At 59.2% G+C, this 23,780-nt stretch carries 22 protein-coding genes and 2 pseudogenes; 13 read left to right on the top strand and 11 right to left on the bottom strand.

Annotated features, from left to right (window positions below; translation table 11 throughout):
- From C449_RS03470 to C449_RS03450, 5 genes are all read left to right on the top strand, one after another.
- The gene (locus C449_RS03470; protein ID WP_006076528.1) at window positions 1–1,095 is read left to right on the top strand and encodes a saccharopine dehydrogenase family protein; all 1,095 of its coding nucleotides are present in this window, start codon (window positions 1–3) and stop codon (window positions 1,093–1,095) included.
- Between the two features lie 47 nt (window positions 1,096–1,142).
- The gene (locus C449_RS03465; RefSeq protein ID WP_006076527.1) at window positions 1,143–1,691 is read left to right on the top strand and encodes an NUDIX hydrolase; all 549 of its coding nucleotides are present in this window, start codon (window positions 1,143–1,145) and stop codon (window positions 1,689–1,691) included.
- A gap of 289 nt (window positions 1,692–1,980) precedes the next feature.
- Window positions 1,981–3,483 (top strand): tRNA guanosine(15) transglycosylase TgtA, encoded by a 1,503-nt coding sequence (gene tgtA, locus C449_RS03460; RefSeq protein ID WP_006076526.1) that lies wholly within the window; start codon window positions 1,981–1,983, stop codon window positions 3,481–3,483.
- The gene (gene arcS / locus C449_RS03455; RefSeq protein WP_006076525.1) at window positions 3,480–5,225 is read left to right on the top strand and encodes an archaeosine synthase subunit alpha; all 1,746 of its coding nucleotides are present in this window, start codon (window positions 3,480–3,482) and stop codon (window positions 5,223–5,225) included. Before tgtA ends, arcS begins: the two co-directional genes overlap by 4 nt.
- 62 nt (window positions 5,226–5,287) lie before the next feature.
- Complete coding sequence (locus C449_RS03450; RefSeq protein WP_006076524.1) at window positions 5,288–6,262, top strand: DUF7351 domain-containing protein; 975 nt, start codon at window positions 5,288–5,290, stop codon at window positions 6,260–6,262.
- Window positions 6,263–6,492: 230 nt separating this feature from the next.
- Here the strand turns inward: C449_RS03450 and C449_RS03445 are convergent, their stop codons facing one another.
- Entirely contained in the window at window positions 6,493–7,452 is a 960-nt protein-coding gene (locus C449_RS03445; protein WP_206536527.1) for an NAD+ synthase, read from the bottom strand.
- A 589-nt stretch (window positions 7,453–8,041) separates the two neighbouring features.
- Window positions 8,042–8,428, bottom strand: a complete 387-nt coding sequence (locus tag C449_RS03440; protein ID WP_006076521.1) for a DUF4260 domain-containing protein — start codon at window positions 8,426–8,428, stop codon at window positions 8,042–8,044.
- Between the two features lie 179 nt (window positions 8,429–8,607).
- Between C449_RS03440 and C449_RS18955 the strand changes: the two genes are divergently transcribed.
- Window positions 8,608–8,946, top strand: a complete 339-nt coding sequence (locus C449_RS18955) for a class I SAM-dependent methyltransferase (protein WP_080504884.1) — start codon at window positions 8,608–8,610, stop codon at window positions 8,944–8,946.
- Between the two features lie 667 nt (window positions 8,947–9,613).
- Window positions 9,614–10,393 carry a TrmB family transcriptional regulator gene (locus C449_RS03435; RefSeq protein WP_006076520.1) on the top strand — a complete coding sequence of 260 codons (780 nt, stop codon included), beginning with the start codon at window positions 9,614–9,616 and terminating at the stop codon, window positions 10,391–10,393.
- 100 nt (window positions 10,394–10,493) lie between these two features.
- Here C449_RS03435 and C449_RS03430 read toward each other — a convergent pair whose 3' ends face one another.
- Together C449_RS03430 and C449_RS03425 are read right to left on the bottom strand one after the other, a co-directional pair.
- Window positions 10,494–11,306, bottom strand: coding sequence for a TrmB family transcriptional regulator (locus C449_RS03430; RefSeq protein ID WP_006076519.1), 813 nt, complete (start codon window positions 11,304–11,306; stop codon window positions 10,494–10,496).
- Between the two features lie 206 nt (window positions 11,307–11,512).
- Window positions 11,513–12,181: a helix-turn-helix domain-containing protein gene (locus tag C449_RS03425; RefSeq protein WP_049913866.1), complete on the bottom strand. Its 669-nt coding sequence runs from the start codon at window positions 12,179–12,181 to the stop codon at window positions 11,513–11,515.
- Between the two features lie 405 nt (window positions 12,182–12,586).
- Between C449_RS03425 and C449_RS19040 the strand changes: the two are divergent.
- Window positions 12,587–12,901: pseudogene (locus tag C449_RS19040) on the top strand (DUF7351 domain-containing protein); the annotation flags it as partial.
- A 528-nt stretch (window positions 12,902–13,429) separates the two neighbouring features.
- On the opposite strand, the gene C449_RS18565 reads toward C449_RS19040, so the two are convergent.
- The 3 genes from C449_RS18565 to C449_RS03415 are packed head-to-tail and all read right to left on the bottom strand — an operon-like array spanning window position 13,430 to window position 15,607.
- Complete coding sequence (locus C449_RS18565) at window positions 13,430–13,663, bottom strand: EamA family transporter (protein WP_006076517.1); 234 nt, start codon at window positions 13,661–13,663, stop codon at window positions 13,430–13,432.
- Window positions 13,664–13,695: 32 nt separating this feature from the next.
- Window positions 13,696–14,319 (bottom strand): DMT family transporter, encoded by a 624-nt coding sequence (locus C449_RS03420; protein WP_241430065.1) that lies wholly within the window; start codon window positions 14,317–14,319, stop codon window positions 13,696–13,698.
- 40 nt (window positions 14,320–14,359) lie between these two features.
- Window positions 14,360–15,607, bottom strand: coding sequence for a flavin-containing monooxygenase (locus tag C449_RS03415; RefSeq protein WP_006076515.1), 1,248 nt, complete (start codon window positions 15,605–15,607; stop codon window positions 14,360–14,362).
- Between the two features lie 172 nt (window positions 15,608–15,779).
- Between C449_RS03415 and C449_RS18560 the strand changes: the two are divergent.
- A pseudogene (locus C449_RS18560) lies at window positions 15,780–15,953 on the top strand (recombinase family protein); the annotation flags it as partial.
- Here the strand turns inward: C449_RS18560 and C449_RS17705 are convergent.
- The 3 genes from C449_RS17705 to C449_RS03400 form a co-directional block, all read right to left on the bottom strand.
- Window positions 15,913–16,302: a hypothetical protein gene (locus C449_RS17705; RefSeq protein ID WP_006076514.1), complete on the bottom strand. Its 390-nt coding sequence runs from the start codon at window positions 16,300–16,302 to the stop codon at window positions 15,913–15,915. The pseudogene C449_RS18560 and the gene C449_RS17705 sit on opposite strands and share 41 nt — an antisense overlap.
- Window positions 16,303–17,045: 743 nt before the next feature.
- A complete protein-coding gene (locus C449_RS03405) occupies window positions 17,046–18,011 on the bottom strand; it encodes a DMT family transporter (RefSeq protein ID WP_006076513.1) in 966 nt (321 codons plus the stop codon).
- Between the two features lie 529 nt (window positions 18,012–18,540).
- Window positions 18,541–19,200: a helix-turn-helix domain-containing protein gene (locus C449_RS03400; protein ID WP_006076512.1), complete on the bottom strand. Its 660-nt coding sequence runs from the start codon at window positions 19,198–19,200 to the stop codon at window positions 18,541–18,543.
- A gap of 312 nt (window positions 19,201–19,512) precedes the next feature.
- Between C449_RS03400 and C449_RS18490 the strand changes: the two genes are divergently transcribed.
- The 3 genes from C449_RS18490 to C449_RS03385 all read left to right on the top strand — a co-directional run bounded on the left by C449_RS18490 (window position 19,513) and on the right by C449_RS03385 (window position 20,583).
- Window positions 19,513–19,878 carry an HTH domain-containing protein gene (locus C449_RS18490; RefSeq protein WP_006076511.1) on the top strand — a complete coding sequence of 122 codons (366 nt, stop codon included), beginning with the start codon at window positions 19,513–19,515 and terminating at the stop codon, window positions 19,876–19,878.
- A 21-nt stretch (window positions 19,879–19,899) separates the two neighbouring features.
- Complete coding sequence (locus C449_RS03390) at window positions 19,900–20,280, top strand: type II toxin-antitoxin system VapC family toxin (protein ID WP_006076510.1); 381 nt, start codon at window positions 19,900–19,902, stop codon at window positions 20,278–20,280.
- Window positions 20,281–20,361: 81 nt separating this feature from the next.
- Window positions 20,362–20,583 carry a hypothetical protein gene (locus C449_RS03385; RefSeq protein WP_006076509.1) on the top strand — a complete coding sequence of 74 codons (222 nt, stop codon included), beginning with the start codon at window positions 20,362–20,364 and terminating at the stop codon, window positions 20,581–20,583.
- 908 nt (window positions 20,584–21,491) lie between these two features.
- Here the strand turns inward: C449_RS03385 and C449_RS03375 are convergent.
- Complete coding sequence (locus C449_RS03375) at window positions 21,492–22,403, bottom strand: DUF368 domain-containing protein (protein ID WP_006076507.1); 912 nt, start codon at window positions 22,401–22,403, stop codon at window positions 21,492–21,494.
- 585 nt (window positions 22,404–22,988) lie between these two features.
- Between C449_RS03375 and C449_RS03370 the strand changes: the two genes are divergently transcribed.
- Entirely contained in the window at window positions 22,989–23,750 is a 762-nt protein-coding gene (locus tag C449_RS03370) for a DUF4386 domain-containing protein (protein WP_006076506.1), read from the top strand.
- The last annotated feature ends 30 nt before the right edge of the window (window positions 23,751–23,780 follow it).

Genomic DNA, 23,780 nt, shown 5'->3' with positions numbered 1-23,780 from the left:
ATGACCGACGAGCTGTTGATCTACGGGTCGTACGGGTATACCGGCGCGTTGATCGTCGAGACAGCCACCGAGGAGGGACTCTCACCCACGCTCGCGGGTCGGCGTGCGGAGCCGGTCGAGCGCCAGGCCACCGACCGTGACCTCGATCACCGCGTGTTCAGCCTCGACCATCCAGACGTGATCGAGGGCCATCTCGACGAGTTCGACGCGGTGTTGAACTGCGCGGGGCCGTTCTCGGCGACGGCGGAGCCGATGGTCGAGGCGTGTCTCCGTACTGGCACCGACTACCTCGACATCACCGGCGAGATCGCCGCCTTCGAAGCCCTCGCCGAGCGCGACCGCGAGGCCGAGAAGGCCGACGTGACCCTGCTTCCGGGAGTGGGTTTCGATGTCGTGCCCACCGACTGCCTCGCGGCTTACCTCGAAAGCCGGCTTCCGTCGTCGACACAGCTCAGACTCGCGATCGACAGTATGGGGACGTTCTCACCGGGAACCCTGAAATCCATCGTGGAGGGGCTCTCGCAGTCGGGTGCGGCGCGGATCGACGGCGAGATCCGGACCGTGCCGCCGGCGTGGAAGACCCGTCGGATCGACCTCGGCGTGGGGCCGAAGCCCGCGGTGACGATCCCGTGGGGCGACGTCGCGACGGCGTACTACACCACGGGTATTCCGAACGTCGAGACCTACGCCACCGTGCCGCGGCTCGCGGTCGCGATGCTGCGCCGATCCAGCGCGCTCACGCCCGTGTTCGGTTCGGCGTCGGTCCAGCGGGTGCTGAAAGCGGTGATCGACGCGACCGTCTCGGGGCCGACCGCCGCCGAGCGCGCACGGAGCACCACCCGCGTGTGGGGCGAGGTCGAGAACGACGAGGGCAAGCGGATCGCCGCACGGCTCGAAACCCCCGATACGTACGATCTGACCGCACGGACCGCCGCCGAGTCCGCACGGCGGGTGGCGGCCGGCGAGGTCGCGCCCGGTTTCCAGACCCCGGCATCGGCGTTCGGTCCCGAGTTCGTACTCGAATTCGACGGCGTCGAGCGCGAGGACGTCGCGGGGGCGATGGGCGCGCCGTCCGAAGCGGCCGACGACGACTGATCGGGGGCGACGACAACGCTTATTCTCGGCTCGAAAGTCGAGAGTGCATGGACGATCCGCTCGCGTGGGCGACCCGCGACGCCGACATCGCGTACTCGTGTCCGGGATTCGATATCGTCAACGAGACCGTCGAACTCCCCGACGGCACCGAGACTGACTTCGATTACGTCGACGAGCCCGCCGCAGTCGTGGTGATTGCGCTGACGACCGACGATCAGGTGGTGGTGATCGAGGAGTGGCGCGAGGCCGTCGGTCGGGTGAATCGGGGATTCCCTGCGGGTACCGTCGAACCAGGAGACGACGATCTCGCGACTGCCGCACGGCGCGAACTCGAAGAGGAAACAGGCTACGTGGCCGACACGCTCGATCCACTCACAACTGTCGAGCCACTCAACGGTCTCGCGAACTCGGTCCATCACCACTTCGTCGCGCGGGGCTGTCGACCGGCGGGCGAACAGCGTCTCGACGACGACGAGTCGATCCGTGTCGAGACGACGACCCGTGACGCTCTCCTGGACGCGCTCGCCGCCGGCGAACTCCGTGACGGCCGCACCGCACTCTGTCTGCTCTATTACGAACGGTTCGCCGAGGATTGAGGCGAGAAGCGCGATCTCGGGACCGGGAATTGCAGTTGGCGCGCGGGAGCGCCGGGGGCGCGACTCGCGCGAGGGATGACTGATTGGAGCGAACGGAGTGAGCGACGCGAAGGAATCGGCTGGGGAGGGTGTGGCCTGCGGTTCTCATTTGTGTCGGCATCAGTAGCGGGCACGATAGCGATGAGAGCGATCGAATCGTGTTCAATAGCGACGGCGACTACAACCACTTCGACAGCCGCTGGTACGGAGAACGCAATCCTTAGGCGCGCGCCGGCGGTTTTAAACAGGAATGAGTGGATTTTTCGAGCAGCGGACGGCGGACGCCGCGGGACGGATCGGCGAACTCGCCGTGCCGCGTTCGGGCGTGACGGTTGAGACGCCCGCGCTGATGCCGGTCGTCAACCCCCACGTGCAGACGATCGCCCCGTCACGGCTGGAAGAGGAGTTCGGTGCGGAGATCCTGATCACGAACGGGTATATCCTCTCACAGAGCGAGGATCTCCGCGAGGCTGCGCTGTCGATGGGACTCCACGATCTCCTCGATTTCTCGGGGGCGATCATGACCGATTCCGGTTCCTTTCAGCTCGCCGAATACGGCGAGATCGACGTCACGACGCCCGAAATTCTCGACTTCCAGTACGAGATCGGTTCGGACATCGGCACCCCGATCGACATCCCGACACCGCCCGATGCGGGGCGGGACCAGGCGGAGCGCGAGCTTTCGACGACCCAGAACCGACTCGAACGCGCTCGGGAGGTCGAGACCGGCGAGATGCTCGTGAACGCCCCGGTCCAAGGGTCGACGTACCCCGATCTCCGTGAGGACGCGGGGCGACACGCCCGCGACACGGGCCTCGACGTGTTCCCGGTCGGCGCGGCGGTCCCGCTGTTGAACGCCTACCGCTACGACGACGTGGTCGAGATCGTCACCGCGGCGAAACGCGGGCTCGGTGCCGACAAACCCGTGCACCTGTTCGGCGCGGGCCACCCGATGATGTTCGCGCTCGCGGTCGCGGCGGGCTGTGACCTGTTCGACTCGGCGGCGTACGCGCTCTACGCCCGCGACGATCGCTATCTCACGGTACGCGGCACCGAACAGCTTGGAGAACTCGACTACCTCCCCTGTGAGTGTCCGATCTGTGTCGCGCACACGCCAGACGACCTTCGTGATCTCGGCGACGACGAGCGGGAACGACATCTCGCCGAGCACAACCTCTATGTGAGCTTCGGCGAACTCCGCCGGATCAAGCAAGCGATCCGCCGCGGGAACCTCCTCGAACTGGTCGAGGCACGTGCACGAGGCCACCCGGCGATGCTCGACGGGTATCGCGCGCTGCTCGATCACGCCGATCGGCTGGAGCGCTCGGATCCGGTCTCGAAGGACGCGTTCTTTCACCTCTCGACCGAGAGCGCTCGGCGGCCCGAGGTCCGCCGCCACCACGACCGCCTCGCGCGGCTGGCTCTCGAGGGTCACGTCCTGCTCACCGCGGGTGGCGAGAACAGCTCATACGACGAATCGTGGCGGATCGTGCCACCGTTCGGCCCGTTCCCGCGACATCTCTCGGAGACGTACCCGCTCACCGCCGAGGTACCCGAGCGGACCGGCCGCGAGTCTTACGAGGCAGCCGCCGAAGGAGTCGTCCAACTGGTAGAATCGAACCCCGATGTCGAGTTCACGCTCGCTCACCGGGAGTGGCCGACGAGTGCGCTCGAACGGGTTCCCGAGCGCGTTTCGGTGGTGCCGCTCGAATCGATGGACGAATACGACGCGGCGGGCGAAACGGACCAATGACCGAGTTCTTCGAGATCCACGACCGCGACGGGGCGGCCCGGATCGGGGAGGTGCGCCTCGCCGATTCGCTCACTACACCCGCACTCTGTGGTGACGTGCTCGCGGATGCAGGGAGCCTCTGGCCTGAAGATCGCGAAGCACCGACCGGCGATCCCGGTCGTCTGACTGTTCTTCCGCATCGCGCGCTCCCAGCGGGCACCCCCGACGAGGTCGCGGGAGCGTTCGCCCCCGAACACCCCAACATCGACGCGCCGAGCGCTGCGGTCGTCTCGACGGCAACAGCGGCCGACCATGGCACTGACGCCTACGCCCTCTCGGACGCCCAGGGAGTCGTCGGCCACGCCAGCGCGTTCGTGGAGGCGATCGTCGGGGTACGAAAGGCGATCCCCGACGATACGGCGCTCTATCTTCCGGGGGTGGCGACGCCCGCGAACGCCGCGCTGCTCGCGTATGCTGGCGTCGATCTCCTCGACAGCGATCGCGCTGTCGTGAAGGGAACCCAGGGCAAGTATCTCACTACCGACGGCGAGCGGTTCCTCGAGGATCTCACCGAACTGCCGTGTGCCTGTCCGGCCTGCCAGATAGAGCGGGACGAGTTCGATCGCGAGGACTGTGCGACACACAACGCGACCGTCCTCGAAGCCGAACTGTCGACCGTTCGCGAACGGATCCGTCGAGGACGGCTCCGGGATTACCTCGAAGGGCAGGCTCGCCACGAGGGGTGGCTGACGGCGGCACTCAGACAGTTCGACCAGGAATACGCGTATCTCGAAGAGCGCACGCCGGTGCTCCGACGCTCCGAACTGTTAGCTGCGAGCGAGGAGACCCTCCGGCGGGCCGAAATTCAGCGCTTCGCCGAGCGGGTCACGACGCGGTACCACAATCGATTCGACAATCCTCTCGTCCTCGTCCCGTGCTCGGCGACGAAACCCTACAGCGAGTCCCAAAGTCACGAACAGTTCCACAGCGCCATCGGGTTCCGAGCACACACGGTCTCGATGACCTCCCCGATCGGTGTCGTGCCCCAGGAGCTCGAATGCACCTACCCGGCCCAGCACTACGACTCGGTCGTGACGGGCGAGTGGACCGCCGGGGAGCGCGAGTTCGTGGCGAGCGTGCTCGAAGCCTATCTCGAACGCAACGAGTACTCCCGAGTTATCGCCCACGTTCCCGCGGACTACCGACCGATCACCGAGCGCGTGGAGGATGCGCTCGGAATCGAGTTTACGTACACCGTCGCCGACCATCCGACCACAACGGACTCGCTCGCGGCGCTCGACGACGCGCTCGACGGCGAACTCAAGTATGCGAAGCGCGAGCGCCAGCACAACACCGTCCGGGCGATCGCGGATTACCAGTTCGGACCGCGAGCGGGCGACGCACTGTTCGAGTCGATCACTACGGAGAGCTTCTACCCCAAACTCCGGGTTCGAAGGGGTGACGACCACCTCGCGACGATGGTGCCGCAGTACGGCACGCTCGCCCTGACGCTCGCGGGTGCCCGCCGGTGGGTCGAGAGCGATGCCCCCACGAAACGAGTGACGATCGACGGGTTCGTCCCGCACGGTAGCGTGCTCGCACCGGGAATCGTCGACGCCGACGACGCGATCCGGGTCGGCGACGAGGTGGTCGTCGAGGGGCCGAGGGCGTTCGCGGTCGGCCGCGCGGCGATGCACGGCTCCGCGATGGCCGAGGGCACCCGCGGCGTCGCCGTCACAGTTCGTCACGTCGAGGAGCGGTAGGAGCGAGTCGCCGCACCCGATCCGACCATTTACCCCGCCCCACCGGTGAGCTACGGACCGTCATGACCAGGTCTGCCGCCACCAAATCACCCCTGTCGGCACTCTCCGCGGAGGAGCGAGCGATCGACGCGTTCGAGCTGTTGAGCGACGAGACACGGCTGGCGATCCTAGTGGCGCTCTGGGAGGAGTACGAACCGTTCGAGGCGGAGACCGGACTGCGGTTCTCGGAGCTGTACGCCCGCGTTGGCACTGGCGACAGCGGCCAGTTCAGCTACCATCTCGACAGGCTCGACGGTCAGTTCGTCGACGCGACCGACGAGGGATACGAACTCAGCGAGATGGGGCTCAGGTTCGTCCAGACGGTGCTCGCGGGCGCGGGCATCGAAGAGCCCGATCTCGGCCCAGCCCGCGTCGACACCACCTGCACCCTCTGCGGTGGGGCCGTCGAAATCCTGTACGAAGGAGACTACCTCTACATCCTCTGTACCGACTGCGACGGGCTGTGGACGGAACCGGGCGACCGCTCACACGGTCATCTCGGGAAGTTCTCGCTCGAACCCGCCGGCGTCAGCGGCCGATCACCGAACGAGATCTACACCGCAGCGTGGGTGAGCACCTTCAGGAAGCTGTACAGCATGATCGAGGGCGTCTGTCCGATCTGCTCGGGGCCGGTCGAGCGAACTCTCGACGTGTGCGACGATCACGGCCCCGATGGAACGTGTCCGAGCTGCGGACACCGCGAACGCGTCGTCGCCCGTCTCCGCTGTCCCGTCTGCAAGGAAGGAGCCCAGTCGACGGCCGGCAGTATCGCGAAGTACCACCCCGCAGTCGTCGGGTTCTACCACGATCACGGGCTCGCGTTGCAACACGACATCGACGACTTCGAAACGCTCGTCCAGCGACTGAACCTCGGCAGAACGGCGGTGACGGTGCTCTCGGACGAGCCGCCACACGTCGCCGTGGTGATCGAGATCGATGGCGACCGGATCCGGGTCGAACTCGACGAGACGCTGTCCGTTGTCGACATCGAGGAGTAAACCGAGCGGCGGGCGACGTGAGTCCGTCGTCACGGCCCGTCGGTGCTATAGTGTTTAGCAGGAGTTCCCATACATTCTCATAGCATATCTCTCACTGGCTGTCAGAAACGGCGTGCAAGATACAGAGCGCGTATCTTGCACCTCAAGTCGCACCAGATGTTTTCTGGCTACAGGATCGTATCTGACGCGGATTGAGCGACCGCCAGAATCCAGACAACGTACTGAAGAGATCAGGTGGATACGCTGGATTCTCGATCTTTGAGTTCAAGCGTCGAGGCCATGGAACGCTTGTGCCGGTTATCGTAATACCGTTTGATAATATCCTCAACGAACTGTTGGGGGACATCCACCTCGTCGGCAATAGTCGTGGCATCCGCGTCTTCATCGACGAACGATCGAAGAATTGGATCGAGTACATCGTATGATGCACCGAGATCAGCTTCGTCAGTCTGGCCGGTCCAAAGGCCCGCAGTCGGCTCTTTGTGGACGATTCGCTGCGGAAGCCCAATGAAATCCGCGAGGGCGTGAACCTCAGTCTTGTAGAACTCACCCAATGGATACAGATCCGCTGCACCATCTCCGTGTTTTGTGAAGTATCCAAGCAGTAGCTCCGATCGATTGCTCGTCCCAAGCACGCGTCGATTGCCAACATTCGATGCGTAGTACGCGCACATCATCCGCATTCGCGCCATCACGTTCCCGATTGACCCTCGATCGCCGGCGGGATCGAGCGCAGGCGCGATGTGGTCCTCGAAGAGATCGAGGAGGGGCCGAATCGAAACCGAGTGATACTCGACGCCAAGACCTTCTGCGATCGTCTGTACGTCGGTAGTGTGTTCATCGTCCGTCTTTTTACAGGGGAGCGAGAGCGCCATCACGTTTTCACTGCCGATTGCTTCGACTGCTAATGCTGCAGTCAGCGTCGAGTCGATCCCCCCACTCATCGCGACTACCGCGGTATCCTCGACGTTGTCCCGGATGAATGTGACCACCTCGGAACGAATCGCTTGCAATTCAGCAGTGGATGTCAAAAACCCATTTTTCTGCCCGAGATAACTCTGACTAACACTGTATTTTTCTTCGCTCCCTTTTACATCGTTCATGCGTTTATCACTACGATATCGGACTAGATACCAGAGTTTAAACGTATTTCGGCCCAATTGTTCATATTTTTCCGGACTCTCTTCCATATACCAAGATTTTCAGTTATGCCACCCACTTTCTGACGAATTACCAGCGATCGCCCTCCAACCCCACCCTGATCCGACCGCTTGGCAACAAGTCATAAACGACCGAAAGAGCTAATATATCAAAGAGAAGTGTGTAGAAGTGAGGTGATCAAAGCAGAAATGGAGGTGTTCGAGCGAATATTTGGCTGATAAGACAACTACTGTTGACCAACGCGAAGGGTTAGAGTTGGCCCTGAGCCACCATGTGTCCTCGTGGTGAGATTTTGGCACATCAACTCATTCCAAATGGAAGTTAGAGTTGGCTTCCACCAGCATCGTCTGTCATGGATCCGTGGTGGACTCCCGCTAATCAACTCTTTCCGGGTAAACGTTCGTCGGATTCAGTTGTTTCTTTGATAGTCTAAGTAGAGATCAGTTGGGTTGATTCCTCATTCATAACCATCTATGAGGATGTCATAGAACAGTCAGCATGGGGTGCGGGCATATGTTCTATAGGGATTCGCTGAAGTCTTCGTACTTTCCACTATCACAGATCGGCTATCTGCCAAAATCGGCGTACAAGATACAGAAGATCTATTCAGCAAATCGGCTACTGATCGGACTGGGTAAACCTATCAATCGGAGCGGGCTGGGTAGAGAGATGCGTGTCTTTGAATCCGGTTTCAAATTTGAGGCCGTAGCCGACGAATCGGTCCACGCCGATATGGCCGATCCAGATCAGTGCGACGAGGAGGGCCAGTCGGATGTCGCCCCAGTAGCCGATGGAACCGAGAGCAAGCGGCAGCGTATACGTATGGACAACGTTGTAGGTCAGACTGCCGAGCCGAGGACCAACGAGGTACCCGATCATCGACAGATCCGGAGCCAGCCCAAGGACGATCAACATCCAAATCGGCCCGTTGAGCGTGAAATAGCCACTTAGCGCGATTGTCAACGCGGCCAGTCCCTCGACACGCAGGAACGTCCGTGGGTCCATGAGGCAGTTCTTTCAACAGAGATGATGAGTATTTCGGCGGGCTGGTTGCTACATAGGCACCCTGTATGCAGCATCACCTACAGAAGTTACCATAATTCTGCCACCACCGACGAGACCGATACAGAGGATGAATCGCTCAGAGCATAGTGTTATGCTGGCCTGTGGCGTAGTTTGTTACCATGGATCAAGAAGTGTCGTCTCCCGAGGAGCGAGTGAAACGGGTGTGGACGCTCGGGTCCTATTCGGACGTCGCACCGCATTTCCTGTCCATGGCAGCTCGTCTCGTCGAGGCGACGAACGTCAGTGCGAACGACACCGTGCTGGATGTCGGCTGTGGGACCGGAAATGTCGCCATCACCACCGCCCGACGAGGTGCCAGCGCCACAGGTCTGGACATTACCCCGGCGCTGCTTGATTATGCCCGAGGCCGTAAGCGATCGATGCGTAGGCCAGGAGTGCAATGCCAATATGACCGCGGCGATACATCTTACTCACACTTTCCAATGATATTCTCTTAGATTTATTATCTTAACTCACCTGTTGAAAATTCAGGCACATCTTCTGCTTAGAGGACGTCAATTGTATCGATTAGAATGATTCTATGTATTGAAAGGTGCGAAATTGGATTTGATGCGGTGATTATCGTCTGCAGCTTTCTCCCAGCATCTCGATGGCTGTCGTCGATCATGCACTCCCACCCGGCTGCTTCCACGCCATAATGCGATGAAGACATTGGAGTAGATACCAATAGCAGACAGGAGGATACCGGCAAACCACTCCGTAAGAGCGTAGCGACTCCTCACACCACGTTCCATGAGTGAGAAGCTGTCACCCAAATTCTCACAAAACACTAATACCGATAGAGAGTATAATGTACGCCCAACCGAGCGGGTATACTCGTTCGGGAGTGATCGAAATGAGCGATGTTCCATGGGCCCGAACAAGTAGGAACGAATCCACGACCACAACCACGGACGAGTGCCCGCTCTGTCGAGACCATGTCGCCGACAGTCCGTATCCACGCCACATGATAATTCTCCAGGACGAAAGTGACACCGCACAAAATCGGCGTATCGAGCGTCGATTGTGTCACTCGTGCTGGGAAGCGCTCTTCAGCGACCTCTCGGAGTGAATCATGGAACGATTGCTTTCCGCTCCCCTACCGCGCGAAACCACGGTGGTACAATGGCAAACACACAGCAGCCACGAGAGATAGCCGTCGCCCAACTCGAACAGTTGGGGCTCACCGAGTACGAGGCGAGCACGTTCGTCGCCCTTATCCAGCTTGGAACAGGCACCGCGAAGGAGGTCGCCGAGATCGATCACGTCCCGCGGACCCGTGTCTACGATGCCGTCGAATCCCTCCACGATCGCGGCCTCGTCGACATCCAGCACTCGACGCCACAGACGTTCACGACTGTCTCCCACGAAACCGCCCTCCGAAAGCTCCGGCTCGACCACGAAAACCTCATCGCGCGCCTCGAAGACGCGCTGACCCAACTCGATCCCGCCGAACCACGGCGAGAGGAACTCGGGGTCTGGACCACCACTGGTCGGAAGGCAGTGACCAGCCGAGCACTGGAGTTCATCGACGACACCGACGACGAACTCGTCTACATGACCGTCGACGAGTTGCTGACCGAAGACCATCTCGACGAGCTGGCGGCCGCGGCCGAGCGCGGCGTCGAGATCCGCCTCGCAGGCATCTCCGAAGAGGTCCAACAACGCGTCCAAGACCGGATTCCCGAGGCGACGCTGTTCGAGACGCTCTGGGACTGGGAGGAAGCGTCCGCGGGCAGCCTCCTCATCACCGACGATCAGACCGCACTCGTGAGTGTGTTACTCCCCGATTCGGCCGATGGCAGCGAGGAGACGGCCATCTGGGGCGCAGGCGAGTACAACAGCCTCGTGGTAGTGCTGCGGGCGATCTTCACCTGGCGATTTCAGCGTGAGGACGACGAGTAAACACCGCTGTAGCCACCGCTCGCCAGTGTGAAGGAACGACCTCGAAGCGTCTCGGTCACAGAGGGATACGTACGCAGAGGTTACAGCACGATGGGATGACTCACTGTGCGGGATCGCGCTCGGCCAGCAGTCCGCGTGCCAGCAACCGCCGGGCGATCACCACCAGTCCGTTCGAGAAGCCCCTCCCGTACACCGCCGATTCAGTCGGTTGCTCGCCGGATCCGTGATCGGTTTGGGAGCTCACGAGTAGGACGTTCCGATCGACCATTACCAGCAGCCCGATCGAGGGTTCGTCCTCTTCCTCGGGTTCGTTGAGCCAGTCGAGTTCCGTCTCGAACACCTCCGCCTCGGGAAGACGATCGCGGAACCGGTCGCGCGCTCCCGACGAGACCGCGCCAACGAGAACATCAACATCACGCTCAGCCGTCGCGCCGAGGGTGTCGTACAATTTCTCGGTGAGGGCGGTCTCGGCCCCCACAATGAAGATGAGTTCCTTGGTCGTCTCCGCGACGATCTGAGTGGTGCGTGCTTCGATCGCCTCACGCCCTGAAAGCGCCCAGACCTCCTGGCTGGATCGAGTCTCCTCTCCGTCGTGTGGTTCAACCTCGTGAAGGGTGCGTTCGAGGTCGTCGATACGGTCCGTGTAGCGCTCGCCGAGGATATCGACCGCTTCCTCGACCGAGAGGGCACGAAATCGCTGCGGATTGCCGTGCTGGATCGCGACTAATCCATCGGATTCGAGAACCCGGACGGCGTCGTAGACGCGGGTTCGGGGGACGGCTGCGATGTCGCTGATATCCTTTGCCGTCCCGGATGGAAGGCGCGTCAACGCGACGAAACACTTTGCCTCGTACTCCTTGAGCCCGAGATTCTGTAACAGCTCGACCGCCTCTTGTTCCGCATCAGTTGCCACAGTCCAACCACCATCCGAAGGATGGAGTGGAGGAACTTAAGCTTGCGACACGCTTACCGATTGCGCTGCTTGCAGTCGACGAATCTAACTCGGTATTGTTCACTCAGTTTCTCACAAACCTCTTTAACCATAGAGCATAGAGAGGACAATGGCAGCCCGGCCAGCACTTTCCAACCACCGTGCTAGCCGGGTTGCCTCTTACTCTGTCACCGCAACTCTCCAGAAGAGGGAGTGGATGATGCATTGACTGATCCGCTCTTAAGCAAGTTCGAAAGACCCCGCCGGAGTCGCTCGGATGCCGCCTGATCGGAGATTTCAAACGTTGCCGCGAGCTCGCCAAGACCGGTTTCGCGTGGAATCGAGAAATAGCCACGGTCGATGGCTACTATAAGGAGTTCGTGTTGTGCCGATGTCAGCGGGTGTTCGTTCGCGGAGATGTCTGGATCGCCGTTGGTGAGGCCGGTGAGAGTGAAGTTGATGCCCTGATCTCGACAGCATTTTCGATAGGTTGTGAGTGCCTCCCGATCGGGAAAGCGCATCCGCATCGTCACACCATCGGCCGTCGCTGTACAGTCGAGCAACACACCGCCGAGTCCCGTCCAGTCCCAGTAGGTTGTTTTCGAGACCGGCGTACGGATTTGGTAGAGCGTCCGGTCGGCGTGGTGATCGCGATACTCGATCGACTCGACGGCATTCGTACGCTCGAGTTCGCTTTCGAATGCCGCCTGATCCTCTGTCTCGGCCCAGACCGTCACCGAGAGAGTCTCGGGACTGCAGGCAACGATTTGTTCGACATCGAGTTCGAGAGCAGGGAATCGTTCGAATATCTGGAGGTATTCTGGATGGTCGAGCTGGTACGTTGCGATGATACTCATGCGCTCGTCCCCCCTCTCGCTACGATCGGTCTCGCCCAAGACGGTCTACTGAACAGATCGATCTTGGACGGATGGCTCCCCTGACTGCTCGTGATGGAGATCTTCGTCCACTGAATGACGTTTTCCATCCCCAACCACCTCTGTGGTTACTCCGAATCGCATCTGTGTACAAATCCCCCATACGCTTGGATGTGAGGTATTGTCATTCAATTCCGGGACTGCGTGAAACCGTGGATGTCTGGCGATTATTCTCTCGCAATCTAAGAAGAAGTGGCCAAATCATCTAGAACAAATACAGAATTTTGATATTATTTTGAAGCGTCGGCTGTAACTCTCTTGGGTGGCTGATCCTTTCTACAAGTAGTCAGGACGCTCTTCTGTAGATTAGCGGAACACAGTGACGGCGATGCAGTCAAGTACGACTGCGAGCATTGCACCCGATGGAGCGGACACGCCATCGGGTTACCGCTGCTCTTTCAGCCGGCGGTCATCGGCTTCTATCACCACCACGGCGTCGACCTGATCAAGACGCCATACTGGGAGTTCGACTGGTGTGTCAGCGACAACCGGACGACGCTCGTCTCCGAGGATCCGTGGCTGGCGCGTGTGACGATCCCGCTCGGCGGCGAGGAGCTCCGGGCCACCATCGATGACGAACCCGCCATCACCGGGATCGAGCGAGTGGAGACGACCGCCACGGATGCGAACGAGACGGGCTGAACGGACCACCGGGTGCCGGTTGTCGCCGTCCCGGCGGAACCGGTATCGTCGTCACGGAAGTCGACGTCATGTTCAGTAACGCCGGGAGCACGTCCGGGACGATCCCAGCCGAGTGCCGCTGAACTACCACACGACCCTCGAGGCCGTGTGATCCATGGCATGACGGTCGTTCCTTCTTCGAGTGACCGAGCCGTTCCAAGCGTGCTGAATGGCTCGTGGTACTCGAGTGGTCGAATTCTGTGATCCGGTCGCGCTCACAACGCGTGCATGGATCGCCACCGCTACAACCGCCACCGAGGCGTCCGATAGCCGCGAGAGTCAGTACAGTATCCCGGCCCTACGGAGCAGAACTATCGAACCGTAGCGTGCCGAGACTATCTCCCGCCCACAGCGCCCCGAGGAAGAGGGACGGGTCAGGGAAAACAGCGCCCGCTATCCCTTCGGCGGGGGACGGGTCCGGATGCATCGCTCTCGATGTCGCTTCCCGTCTGCGTCTCCCTTCACGACGAGACTACCGGACGGGATCGGTCACGGAAACTGACTGCGGTACTTGGCGAGTTCGGCGGTGATGTCGCGGCTTTCCAACAGCACGAACCCGGCGACGATGATTCCGAAGCCGATGAGCGCCACGGGCTGTATCCGTTCGTCAAGCAACAACCATCCGACAGCAAGGACAGCAATCGGCGTGAGGCGCGTCGTCAGACTCGCTTTCAGCGCCCCTACCTCGCCGATCAGTTCGAGGTACGTGACGAACCCGAACACTCCAATGAAGAGGCTGAGATAGACGACGATCGCTACTGACAGGGGTGTCGGTTGAATGCTCGCGACTGATTCACCGACTGCGATCGTGAATACGACGTAGACGGTCCCCCGAGCAGCATCGCCCAGCCGGTTATCGCCGGGACCGGCATAGTAGTCTGGCTCCGTCGGACCAGAACGATCCCGAGCGCGACGACGGTCACGCCGGCGAAGAAGAGCAGTTTCCCGACGACTTCCGGATCGAGAAGGCTCGCCGGATCCGGACGGATAACGACCGCTATCCCGACGAAACCGAAAAGAACACCGAGGTAGTCGCGACCATCCAGTCGCTCCGCCGGCAAGAGAATCCACGCGAGAACGGCCGTGACGACGGGTGACAGGCTGAAGATGATGGCTGCCACGCCGGCGGCGAGGAACTGCTGGCCGACGAACCCGAGGCCCGTCCCACCGATCATGAACAGTCCTCCGGCGAGTACTGCCACGCAGTCTCGCCAAGAACGGGGATGCCAGTACTCCATCGTCGCACCGGCGTAGACCAACAGTAGAGCGGCCGAGAGGCAAATCTGGGCCGCTGCGAACAACAGCGGCGAAACGAACGACAGTCCGGTCTTTACTGCCGAGAATCCCGTCCCGAACAGGAGCGTAACGAGGAGGAACAACCCGATAGTCTGTCTGAGAGACTTACTGTAGAATACCGCTCTATATGCCGGGAGAAGATCGGTCCAGACGACTCAGAACGTGTTCGGTGATGTGTTTTGCGTCGTCACCGACACCGAAGAGGAGCGAGGACCCCTGTGTGTGTAACCACTGGAGCCCAACGAAATACAGGCCGGCCACCTCGGTGACCCCACGATCGTGAACGGGATAGCCGTATTCGTCGAACGTCGCGGGCTCGACCCAGCTGAAATCGAACTCGTACCCGGTCGCCCAGATAACGGTTCGAACGTTCGCCGTCTCCAAGTCGAGTTCTCGAGGACTGTCGACCGAGATATCGTCGGGAATCGGCGGCACGAATTCCGGTTCGGGGGCGTCGATGTCCCCGGCTTCGATGTGTTCATCGATCTGCCCAATGAGTCCCGCGTAGAATCGATACGCGTTGTGAAGGTTCTCCTCAAGGTCGTTCGCAAAGACGAGACGTCCGCCCTCAATTCCCTCTGTCCGTCCGAGTAGCATCATCCCGTCTGCAGCGAGGTCGAGAAGGTCGATCTCCCGGCCACCGTCTTTCCCCGAAACGTAGACGGATGGAGCGAACCGATCCGCGGGCGAGTCGAGACTGTCGACGGGCGCATCGAACCCACCCATATCGACCATCCACCCGACGACGTCCTTCCCGCGATACCGGCGGGGTGCTTTCGGAGCTCCACTGACCGAGAGGTACACGTCACGCCCGCTCTCGTGGAGTTCCGTGGCGATCTGTGCGCCCGACTGGCCGGATCCGACCACGAGAACCCCACCAGAAGGTAGCTGCTCCGGATTGCCGTATCGGCTCGTATGCACCTGCCGAACGAACGACGGAACGTCGGCACTGAATGCCGGTGTGCGGGGCTGTTGGAACGTCCCGGTCGCCACCACGACGTTCGCTGCCTCGTACGTGGCGTCCGTCGTCTCGACGGTAAAACCAGAGTCGTTCCGCTGAACCGCCATCACCTCGACACCACACTGCAGTGGGGGATCGAAGCGGTCGACGTACGCCTCGAGGTACGCGATGACGTCCTCGCGAGAGAGGAACCCGTCCGGATCGTCACCCTCGTAGGGGAATCCCGGGAGTCCGTTCGTCCAGTTCGGGGTCACCAGCGTAAACGAATCCCACTTTTCGCTCCGCCAGCGCTCTCCCACCCGGTCCCGTTCGAGGACGAGGTGATCACACCCCGCTTCCGACAGATAATAACTCGTTGCCAACCCCGCCTGCCCGCCGCCGATAACGACGACATCACGATGTCTGGTCATAATAGTCAGTTTCACGTCGGGAGGAAGGATATATGTTTCTCGAACAATGATTCTATAACATCACTTATGAGGGTATTCGTCCGCACGCATGGTACGACGTCCTCTCGCCTCCTCACTCGACTCCAGCGACTTGTTATGCGGGTTCTCGCCGGGGTAGCCAAAACCCTGGGGCGCTATCTCCGAGAAGTACGATGAGCAGGGCAACCAGATCGACTGGTTCTGCGACCTCGACGAGAGTGAAGCCTCGACCTCGCACCGAGAGTACCAGCGCCTCCGCGAACACGTCGCGGAGTACGACGTGGTGATCACTCACGAACTCGGCCGGTCGTCCGCCGGCTCCTCCTTCGAGCGAAACCACGCTGTCGGGGAGCCAGTATTTCCTGCGTTACCATCCAACGTTCCGCTTGCGTCTTTCTCACGTCGGTTGTCACTGACGCTCGGTCGTTGCGGCTCCCATCGGTGGTCGTCGACATCTCTCTGCTGCGTTCTGTATCGCTCCCTACACCGACCTCCACCGCGAATGACTCGCCGCAGTCGGACCAGACCGCCTCTACCGTGTTCATCCCGCGATCGTTGATGCGCTCGTACATATCTTGCAAGTGTGCCAGATCAGCGGCGAAGAGGTTCTCCATCGTTTGTGGCGTCACCTCTGCTAGGCTCCCAAGTCGAGTGACGACCTGCGAGAGCAGAACCATGATGAGATATGAATCATTCGAGTGAACACGAGGATTTGGCCTTGTTGAAACTCATAATCAGCGACAGGTTTCGGCAGCCGTACTGCATACAGGGCGTATATCGGTCATCTCGATTGCCGACTTAACCTTCGTGAACTGCTGCGGCACCCAGTCACCTGTGACTCAGGACGTGCCTTACTCCGCTGGTGTTCGGTTGCTTCTCTATGAACATCGAAGAAAGGTTTGCAATCCCGCTTGCTAAGAGTTCAGCAGAACGACCGGGGACTATCGGAGCCTCTAGAGTGCGGAACAACTCACTCAGCCGTGCTCAGTCTCCCGTTCTGTATTCTCGCGTTGACGCTCGACCAGTCTCTCAATAGAGTCAGGCGTGTCAGAGGCGATCTAGCCGCCGATCGAGTTCATTTCAGTACTCAGCTTTGCACGTTGGGGAGGTGATATGAATCACCGTACGGCAGCCAGTTAGGAACCAAACTCGGTGATTGCACCAGCGCAGTATCGGCTACGATTTGGCTGGACCAGAGCAAATCCAACTGATCAACCACGACTCGCAACACGGTCGCTCTCGATCTGGGCATCAATAGAATGCTTTGGACGCCTATTTCCGTCTGAATATGTTGCATCCCCAACGTGCAAAGCCGAGTAACCAGACAGCGCACACCTGTCGGTCATACAGCAGTCATACACCAGTCGAACTCTCAGCAGGACACCGAGTATCGATCGTCCCTGGTATTCCACTAAACGACTCACCGTGTCGCTGCTTTTCGAACGTGCGGGATCACAGCAACGAGTTCCCGGTATTTCAGCAACGCAAATCCGGCAGCGATGACGAGGAAGCCAACGACTGCCGCGGCTGTGATCGTTTCACCAAGAACGGCCCAGCCGACGAGAGTAGCGACCACTGGAATAACGTATGTCACCAGATTGACTTCCAACGGACCGAATCGTTCGAGCAAGACGTAGTAGATGACGAATCCAATACCGCTGGCGACCACCGCGAGGTAGAGCACAATCACGACTGCGGTCGGCGTGAGCCGAACCATCGATAGTGACTCACCGAGCGCGATGCTGAACCCGTACTGGATCGTTGCGCCGATCAACATCGCCCAGCCCGTGAGTGCGACGACCGACATCGTCGGCCCGCTTCGTCGGATGAGGACGCTTCCCAGCGTAACACTCACCGTGGCACAGAGGATCAGCGATTGGCCGACGAGGGTCGAGCCGAACGCAGCGGGATTCGGTTGGACGACGATGCCGACACCGACGAAGCCGACGAGAATCCCGATAATTCCGCGCCGCGAGAGCCGCTCGTCCGCCAGCAGCGGCCACGCGATGATCGGTGTGAGGATCGGACTCAGGCTGAAGATGATCGCGGCGATACCCGCGGTCGTGAATTGTTGGCCGATGAACGCCAATCCGATGCCACCCATCGAGAACACGCCGGCGGCGAACACGGCGGTCCAGTCGTTGCGGGTACGTGGCCGCCAGCGGTCGCTGGTCACGATGGCGTATCCGAGGATGAGCACACCAGCGAGAGTGAAGCGGAACGCTGCGAACAACACCGGCGGAAGGAATTCGAGTCCGGCCTTGACCGCGGGGAACGCGCCGCCGAGCACGATGGCCATCAGGAGAAAGAGGCCGACGTTTTGGAATCGGAACCCCGTCCGCGGCGTCGTGGTTGTCGTTTCTACTGTTTTCGTACTGGATGCCATCGTAACTCCCCTCGTAACAAGATCCCATACGAGTGTCAACACAATAACTGTATCTGCTCTGTCCCCTTGAGGGAGTTCGAGAAACGAACATACTGCAAAAGAGCCTGTTCTGCGACAGCGCTCCTCTATAGGTCGATAGGAATTACGAAAGGCTGTGGTTATTTGAACGATATATCCAGACATTTTCCTTGAAGGTCGAATGTTTGGGAAGATTCGACGAGTTCCTCGGAATGGTACGGAGGGCAACGGAGACGGCGCTCGCTGTGCGGCGCGCCGTCCCCGCAAACAAGCCACCGGACGACCGCTTCGAGCGGTAATCCACCAACCGAGAACGCCAGCTCGGCGAGTGGCAACACCGTCGCGTCGGCGGCGTTCCGCCGCCGACTACGACAGGTTTGATGCTCTCGGTGCCGAACCGTCCTTCTCAGCAGTTGCTCGGCACCGATTTCTCCACCGAACTCACATCTCAGAAGTAGTCAACCGACGAGCTTTGTGAGGTACTGAGACTCCCAATTTGTGCACCGTAGTCTCAGTTCTCTTCATCCTCGTCGACGAGTAGTGTGCTCGTGATGAGATGCTTGGTCGCCCGGCGGAATCGTTCGGAAAGTGCCTGATGAGAGATGCCGAGTTCGTCGGCAAGCTCTTGGGCGTTTATGCCTCGCGGAATATCGTAGTAGCCCCGTTCGACGGCCGTAGTGAGAGTATCGTGCTGTTGCTCGGTGAGATCATACTGAGCTTGTTCCATATCATCCAGTCCATAGATACGCTTCACATCGAGTGAGAAGCCGCTCTCATGGGCGTAGTTGCTGGTCGCCGAGAGTCCACTCCGATCGGGAAAGAATACCTGGAGATGCCATTCGCCGTCGCTCGCGGTGGCCTCTTGGATAGTTGCACCTTGTCCGGCAACCATGTAGCCGATGACCTGTGCGCGGTCGGTCCATACCATCCGGTAGAAGGCTTCGTCTTCGACTTCGCCAAGGAGTTCGACCTCCTCGACGCTTGGATCGTCTTCGAGTATCACGGTCAACTTCTCGAAGTCCCCGTGCGCTGCCCTGACGAACGGCACCACGTGGGTCGTCTCGTGGGCTACCACGCGGTCGATCTCAAAGACCATGTCTGGCCGGCGTTCGAGCGTGTCATAGAGCGCAAACTCTTCAACCGGAATACTGAATTCGGCGATCGTCGTCATAAAGGAGGGAGAAAAAGCTTGCAAATGAAGGTTTTGCCTCAGGACCATCGACCATCCTCTCAGCACGACTCCGTACAGTTACGCATTAGGAAGAGCGTGGTCTTGATCTTGCACATCGGATCTCTCTAATGACTCAGCTTTGCACGTTTCGGAAATGACATAAATCACCGTCGGCAGTCAGTTGAACCCGAAACTCGGCAATTGCACCAGCGCAGCATCGACCACGATTCGGTTAAACCAGAGTAAACCTATTGGTGTATATCTCGTGGCGTACGCCAACAGGGTTATGCCGGTCGGTTACGTAGTGGTGGTATGAGCCGCAACCGAAGTGACTCGGGCGAGTTCATCGAGTCGGTCACGCTCGCCGCCGTGGTCGAGGTGTTCAACGAGGTTGAGGGGCCGGTCGTCACGAGTGGCGATGTCGCCGACGCGCTCGGGTGTTCGCGTGAGACCGCCCGGCGAAAGCTCAAAGAGTTGCACGAAAAAGGACGCGTCTCTCGCAGAAAAACCGCGGGGAGAGTCGTGTGGTGGCGGACTGACAGTGAACGGTCGCGGGGAGGGTCCGCCGAACCGCTCCGCGAGCTGGTCGGTCTCGTCGACGAGGAGAGAGCGGAGCGCGTCAAGAGGCGTTCACGGGAGTTCCGCGAGGAGTTCAACGATCGGATGGACACTCGGTGAGCCGATCGAAAAGAGGACTAGATGTTACTCGATACGACGTTTCTGATTGACCTGCTCGATCAACTCGACGCGGCGGAGGACGCACTCGCCGATCTCATTGAGGGAGAGACCCCGGTCGCTGTTTCACCGCTCACAGTGTATGAGACGGGTATCGGACTCCGTGAGAGTGAATACGCCCGTTTCGACGAGATACTCGCGTCGATGGTCGTTCTCCCCCCTGGTCGTACCGAGTCACGCCGAGCGCTGTCTATCCAGCGCAGGCTTGACGGCCAGGGCGAACCGATCGGCGACATTGATTCACTGATAGCGGCGACCGCTGTCGAGAGTGCGGACTCGCGTGTTCTCACCCGAAACGTCGAGGAGTTCGCCCGTGTCGCCGACCTCGACGTCGAGACTTACTAATTCATGACCGCCACCGATCCGCTCCCGTCGTAGGCGGGCAAATACGTCGCTGACGGGAACCACGGCGCGACGCCCGACGAGGTGCTCGCCGAATGTGACCTCGACGAGTCTCGCCGCGAGCAGGTCGAGCGCTACCTGGCCGGGATACGATACGGGATATTCAGCGACCGCGAGGCGAACGACGCCGACGACCTCGCGTTTCACTCGGTCGAGTGGACCGATATCGCCGAGTGGGACGTGCCGCCGGGTGCTGCTCTAATCTTACCAAACATCAGAACGGCGGTGTCTCTGAGAGTTAGGTAAGAATCCGCCGCGAGGCGATCCTGGCGCGACCGCACCTACGGAGCGTTTCAGTTCCGTCGACGAGCGATTTTGCACATCATCTGGGGTGATCCATGTGCAATTTCGCGATCGGCGAGGTTACGGCACGCAGTCCGTGCAGTTGCGCGGAAACTGTCCTCCACGGGCTTTACGCTCATACTTATCCTGCCCCGACAGCCCCCGAGGGGCCGTGAGGAAAGCTATCGCCGTTTGGTTTCAGCAGCACAGCACTTTTTGTAGGAGTGGCTGAATGTCTGATTGAGCATGAACCATCGAAAAGCAGTTGTCCTAGGTGCGGTCGCAATTGGGTCGTTACTGTTAATCGGCCCGCTTACTGCTGGTGTCCTCATTGGAACCACGCAGATGGTAGCACATCTTGTCGGTGGTAACGGTCTCATCGGAGGGCAGTACGTCGCCCTCGTGCTCGTGAGTGCCATTATCGGTATTAAAGCCGCTGGTGAAGTTGCAATGATCCGTATTAATGGCTACGACGTACTCCGGAGAGGGAATACTAGCCAAACCGTGATACGCTATTCGGTCCTTCTACTACCCATCTTGACGTCTCTCAGTCTTATCGGACGTTTCCTTACGATGATGGTCCAGTGGGGGTTAGAGGGTGAACCGATAATCCTTGGACTCGTCTCTCTGGTCGTTCTCGCGCTCGGATGGACCGCAACCCGAACGGTTCGCTCGTACCGCCAGGCTCGCTGCTTGACTATCTGAAATTCTTTGCCAACAGCCACTTGATTGCCGATAGGGACACGTATGATAGCCAAGATCGTCCCTCTTGGATGGGCTGGCACTATACAAGCAGAATCGGCTTGACAGGTTCGTCATAGCCCTTTGCTGATTACACGCTCTAAGAGCGGAAAGGACCAACGAGAGTTTTCTCACAAACTACCAAAGTCGATATCTATTGCATACCAATCTAGAATCAGCACCAAGACTGCTCCAACAAGCGCCAATACGCCAAACTCGCCCAGCGTTGCCACCGTCCAGTTGAATTCTTCATTCCCAGAGAGTTCCGCAATCGGTGCTCGAAGAGCTCCAAAAACCAATGCAACGAGAAACGCAAGAGTGGCCTCTCGATTTCTCCTGAGTAGTCGTCGGATGAGGCGGGCGACAGTAAACAGACCCAGTAGACCGCCCACAAGAAAGGTGAACACGTCTCGGCCAGGGGTAATGACTGCCTCAATCGCACCACCAGTAGCCACTCCCCCAAGACCGTCCAAGAAACTGTTGAGTGAATCGTACATCGGAATATACTGGCCGAGGATAATCAGCAAAAGCGAACCGGAGATTCCTGGAAGAATCATCGCACTCACTGCGATTGCACCCGCAACGAAAACGACAGTAAGACCCCCGCCTTCGAATAGTTTCACACCACCAGAGAGTACGAACGCAAGAGAAAATCCAGTAACCGCCGCTAATCCTTGGCCGATCGTGTCTATCGTGAGCTCTCGCCAGAGGATTACTGCAGAAGCGGCGATGAGGCCGAAAAACAACCCAAACAGGAGCACAGGAGCACGTGCTGCGGCATACTCGACGACTCGTCCGACTATGACTACAGCTGTGGCGATCCCAGTAAGCAAGGTAGCAACAAATATCACATCGAACTCCCGGAGAATCAGCTTAGCGCGGTGTCTTGAGATACCGAACCCGATTGGTAAGATTGCTTTGAGAAGATCAAGAGAGCGAGCGGGAGTGATTGCTGTGATTGCGTTGATCAGACGTCCATAGATCCCTCCAATAAGTGCGACCGTTCCACCAGAGATACCTGGAACGGCATCGGCACTTCCCATTAGGATTCCAACGACGAAGATCCTCGCAGATGCACGAAACGTGGATGAAGACTCCACAGTGGTAGTCAGTCCTGAAGACGTGTCTTCGTTAGGTGACGTCACTAGCTTAGCATCATTCTAATAGTGTAAGCTACTTCTGTTTTCTATTCGGTAAAGAATCTGTGGAAGTCGTAGTTTGAAGGACCCTGTGAAAAATCAGTTCGAAGGATTTGCCATGTCTCCTTGCTGCATAGATCCTCTGCATCGGTCACGACCTTACTGACAGAAGTTGGGCAGACCGGACGTAACTATGCGAGATACAGGGCGCATATCTTGCACGGTCAGTCGCAGCGGCTTAGGCCGAGCTACGACTGCCCAGTAAACGGTAAACAGCAAACGAAAGCCAGCTAAACCTTCAATCGGCAAACAAAGCGCAGTCATCGAAACTAAACTAGCAATCAACTATCACGAATAGCTTATATTAATTGAAAGACCATTTACAAGACGATCCTTACCGACACTCTTCGGTGACTGGAGCGTGATGTCTCTGCATTGCGCCCCCAAGTCATTGGTACAGTTAAGTCAGGATATCAAGAGGTACACCTCATGGCAACCACGACCACCGATTCGGTCGGTGTCCAGCAGACACCGAAGACACGAACGCTTTCGATCAAAACGATTGCTCGACTCACTGGGCTTCTCTATCTGCTGATCTTCATCACCGCTGGCTTCAGCGAGGGATTCGTTCGTGCCACGTTGATCGTCCCTGGCGATGCGACAGCGACCGCCGCGAACATCGCCGCCTCGGAGGGGCTGTTCCGGCTGGGTTTTATCAGCGATCTAATCGCTTTTTCGGCTGATGCAGTCGTGGCCGTCCTGCTCTATGTGCTTCTCAGACCAGTGAGCAAAACCCTCGCGCTGGTGGCCGCGTCGTTGCGACTGATCGCACATCCCGCGATAGCGAGCATCAACATGCTCAATCTTTATATTGGACTGGAACTCTTGAGCGGGGCAGAGTATCTGTCCGCCTTCGGAACTGAACAACTGCATGCATTCGCTCTGCTCTTCTTCACCGCTCACAGCTATGGCTACCTGATCGGTGGGATCTTCTTCGGCCTACACCTCCTCGTGCTGGGCTATCTGATTTACCAGTCCGAACTCTTTCCCGTGGTGCTTGGGGGTTTGGTCGTGCTTGCAGGGTTCGGCTATCTGCTGGAGAGCTTCACGTTCTTCCTCATTCCCACCTACGAACCGATGGCGTCGACGATCGTCGTCGTGACTGCCATCATCGGAGAAATGGCTCTAGCCCTGTATCTGGTGGTGAAAGGGGTTAGATCGCAAGAACCTGCAAAATCGGAGAGAGTCTGATGGCAGAAACAATCACAACGACATCGAATA

This window comes from Halococcus saccharolyticus DSM 5350 (genome assembly GCF_000336915.1).
In the GTDB taxonomy this organism is placed as follows: domain Archaea; phylum Halobacteriota; class Halobacteria; order Halobacteriales; family Halococcaceae; genus Halococcus; species Halococcus saccharolyticus.
This window is presented reverse-complemented; position numbering and strand designations above follow the sequence as displayed.

Coding starts and splice junctions, on each gene's coding strand:
- C449_RS03470 (WP_006076528.1), top strand. CDS start 1: ATGACCGACGAGCTGTTGATCTACGGGTCGTACGGGTATACCGGCGCG.
- C449_RS03465 (WP_006076527.1), top strand. CDS start 1,143: ATGGACGATCCGCTCGCGTGGGCGACCCGCGACGCCGACATCGCGTAC.
- tgtA (WP_006076526.1), top strand. CDS start 1,981: ATGAGTGGATTTTTCGAGCAGCGGACGGCGGACGCCGCGGGACGGATC.
- arcS (WP_006076525.1), top strand. CDS start 3,480: ATGACCGAGTTCTTCGAGATCCACGACCGCGACGGGGCGGCCCGGATC.
- C449_RS03450 (WP_006076524.1), top strand. CDS start 5,288: ATGACCAGGTCTGCCGCCACCAAATCACCCCTGTCGGCACTCTCCGCG.
- C449_RS03445 (WP_206536527.1), bottom strand. CDS start 7,452: ATGGAAGAGAGTCCGGAAAAATATGAACAATTGGGCCGAAATACGTTT.
- C449_RS03440 (WP_006076521.1), bottom strand. CDS start 8,428: ATGGACCCACGGACGTTCCTGCGTGTCGAGGGACTGGCCGCGTTGACA.
- C449_RS18955 (WP_080504884.1), top strand. CDS start 8,608: ATGGATCAAGAAGTGTCGTCTCCCGAGGAGCGAGTGAAACGGGTGTGG.
- C449_RS03435 (WP_006076520.1), top strand. CDS start 9,614: ATGGCAAACACACAGCAGCCACGAGAGATAGCCGTCGCCCAACTCGAA.
- C449_RS03425 (WP_049913866.1), bottom strand. CDS start 12,181: ATGAGTATCATCGCAACGTACCAGCTCGACCATCCAGAATACCTCCAG.
- C449_RS03415 (WP_006076515.1), bottom strand. CDS start 15,607: ATGACCAGACATCGTGATGTCGTCGTTATCGGCGGCGGGCAGGCGGGG.
- C449_RS17705 (WP_006076514.1), bottom strand. CDS start 16,302: ATGGTTCTGCTCTCGCAGGTCGTCACTCGACTTGGGAGCCTAGCAGAG.
- C449_RS03405 (WP_006076513.1), bottom strand. CDS start 18,011: ATGGCATCCAGTACGAAAACAGTAGAAACGACAACCACGACGCCGCGG.
- C449_RS03400 (WP_006076512.1), bottom strand. CDS start 19,200: ATGACGACGATCGCCGAATTCAGTATTCCGGTTGAAGAGTTTGCGCTC.
- C449_RS18490 (WP_006076511.1), top strand. CDS start 19,513: ATGAGCCGCAACCGAAGTGACTCGGGCGAGTTCATCGAGTCGGTCACG.
- C449_RS03390 (WP_006076510.1), top strand. CDS start 19,900: ATGTTACTCGATACGACGTTTCTGATTGACCTGCTCGATCAACTCGAC.
- C449_RS03375 (WP_006076507.1), bottom strand. CDS start 22,403: ATGGGAAGTGCCGATGCCGTTCCAGGTATCTCTGGTGGAACGGTCGCA.
- C449_RS03370 (WP_006076506.1), top strand. CDS start 22,989: ATGGCAACCACGACCACCGATTCGGTCGGTGTCCAGCAGACACCGAAG.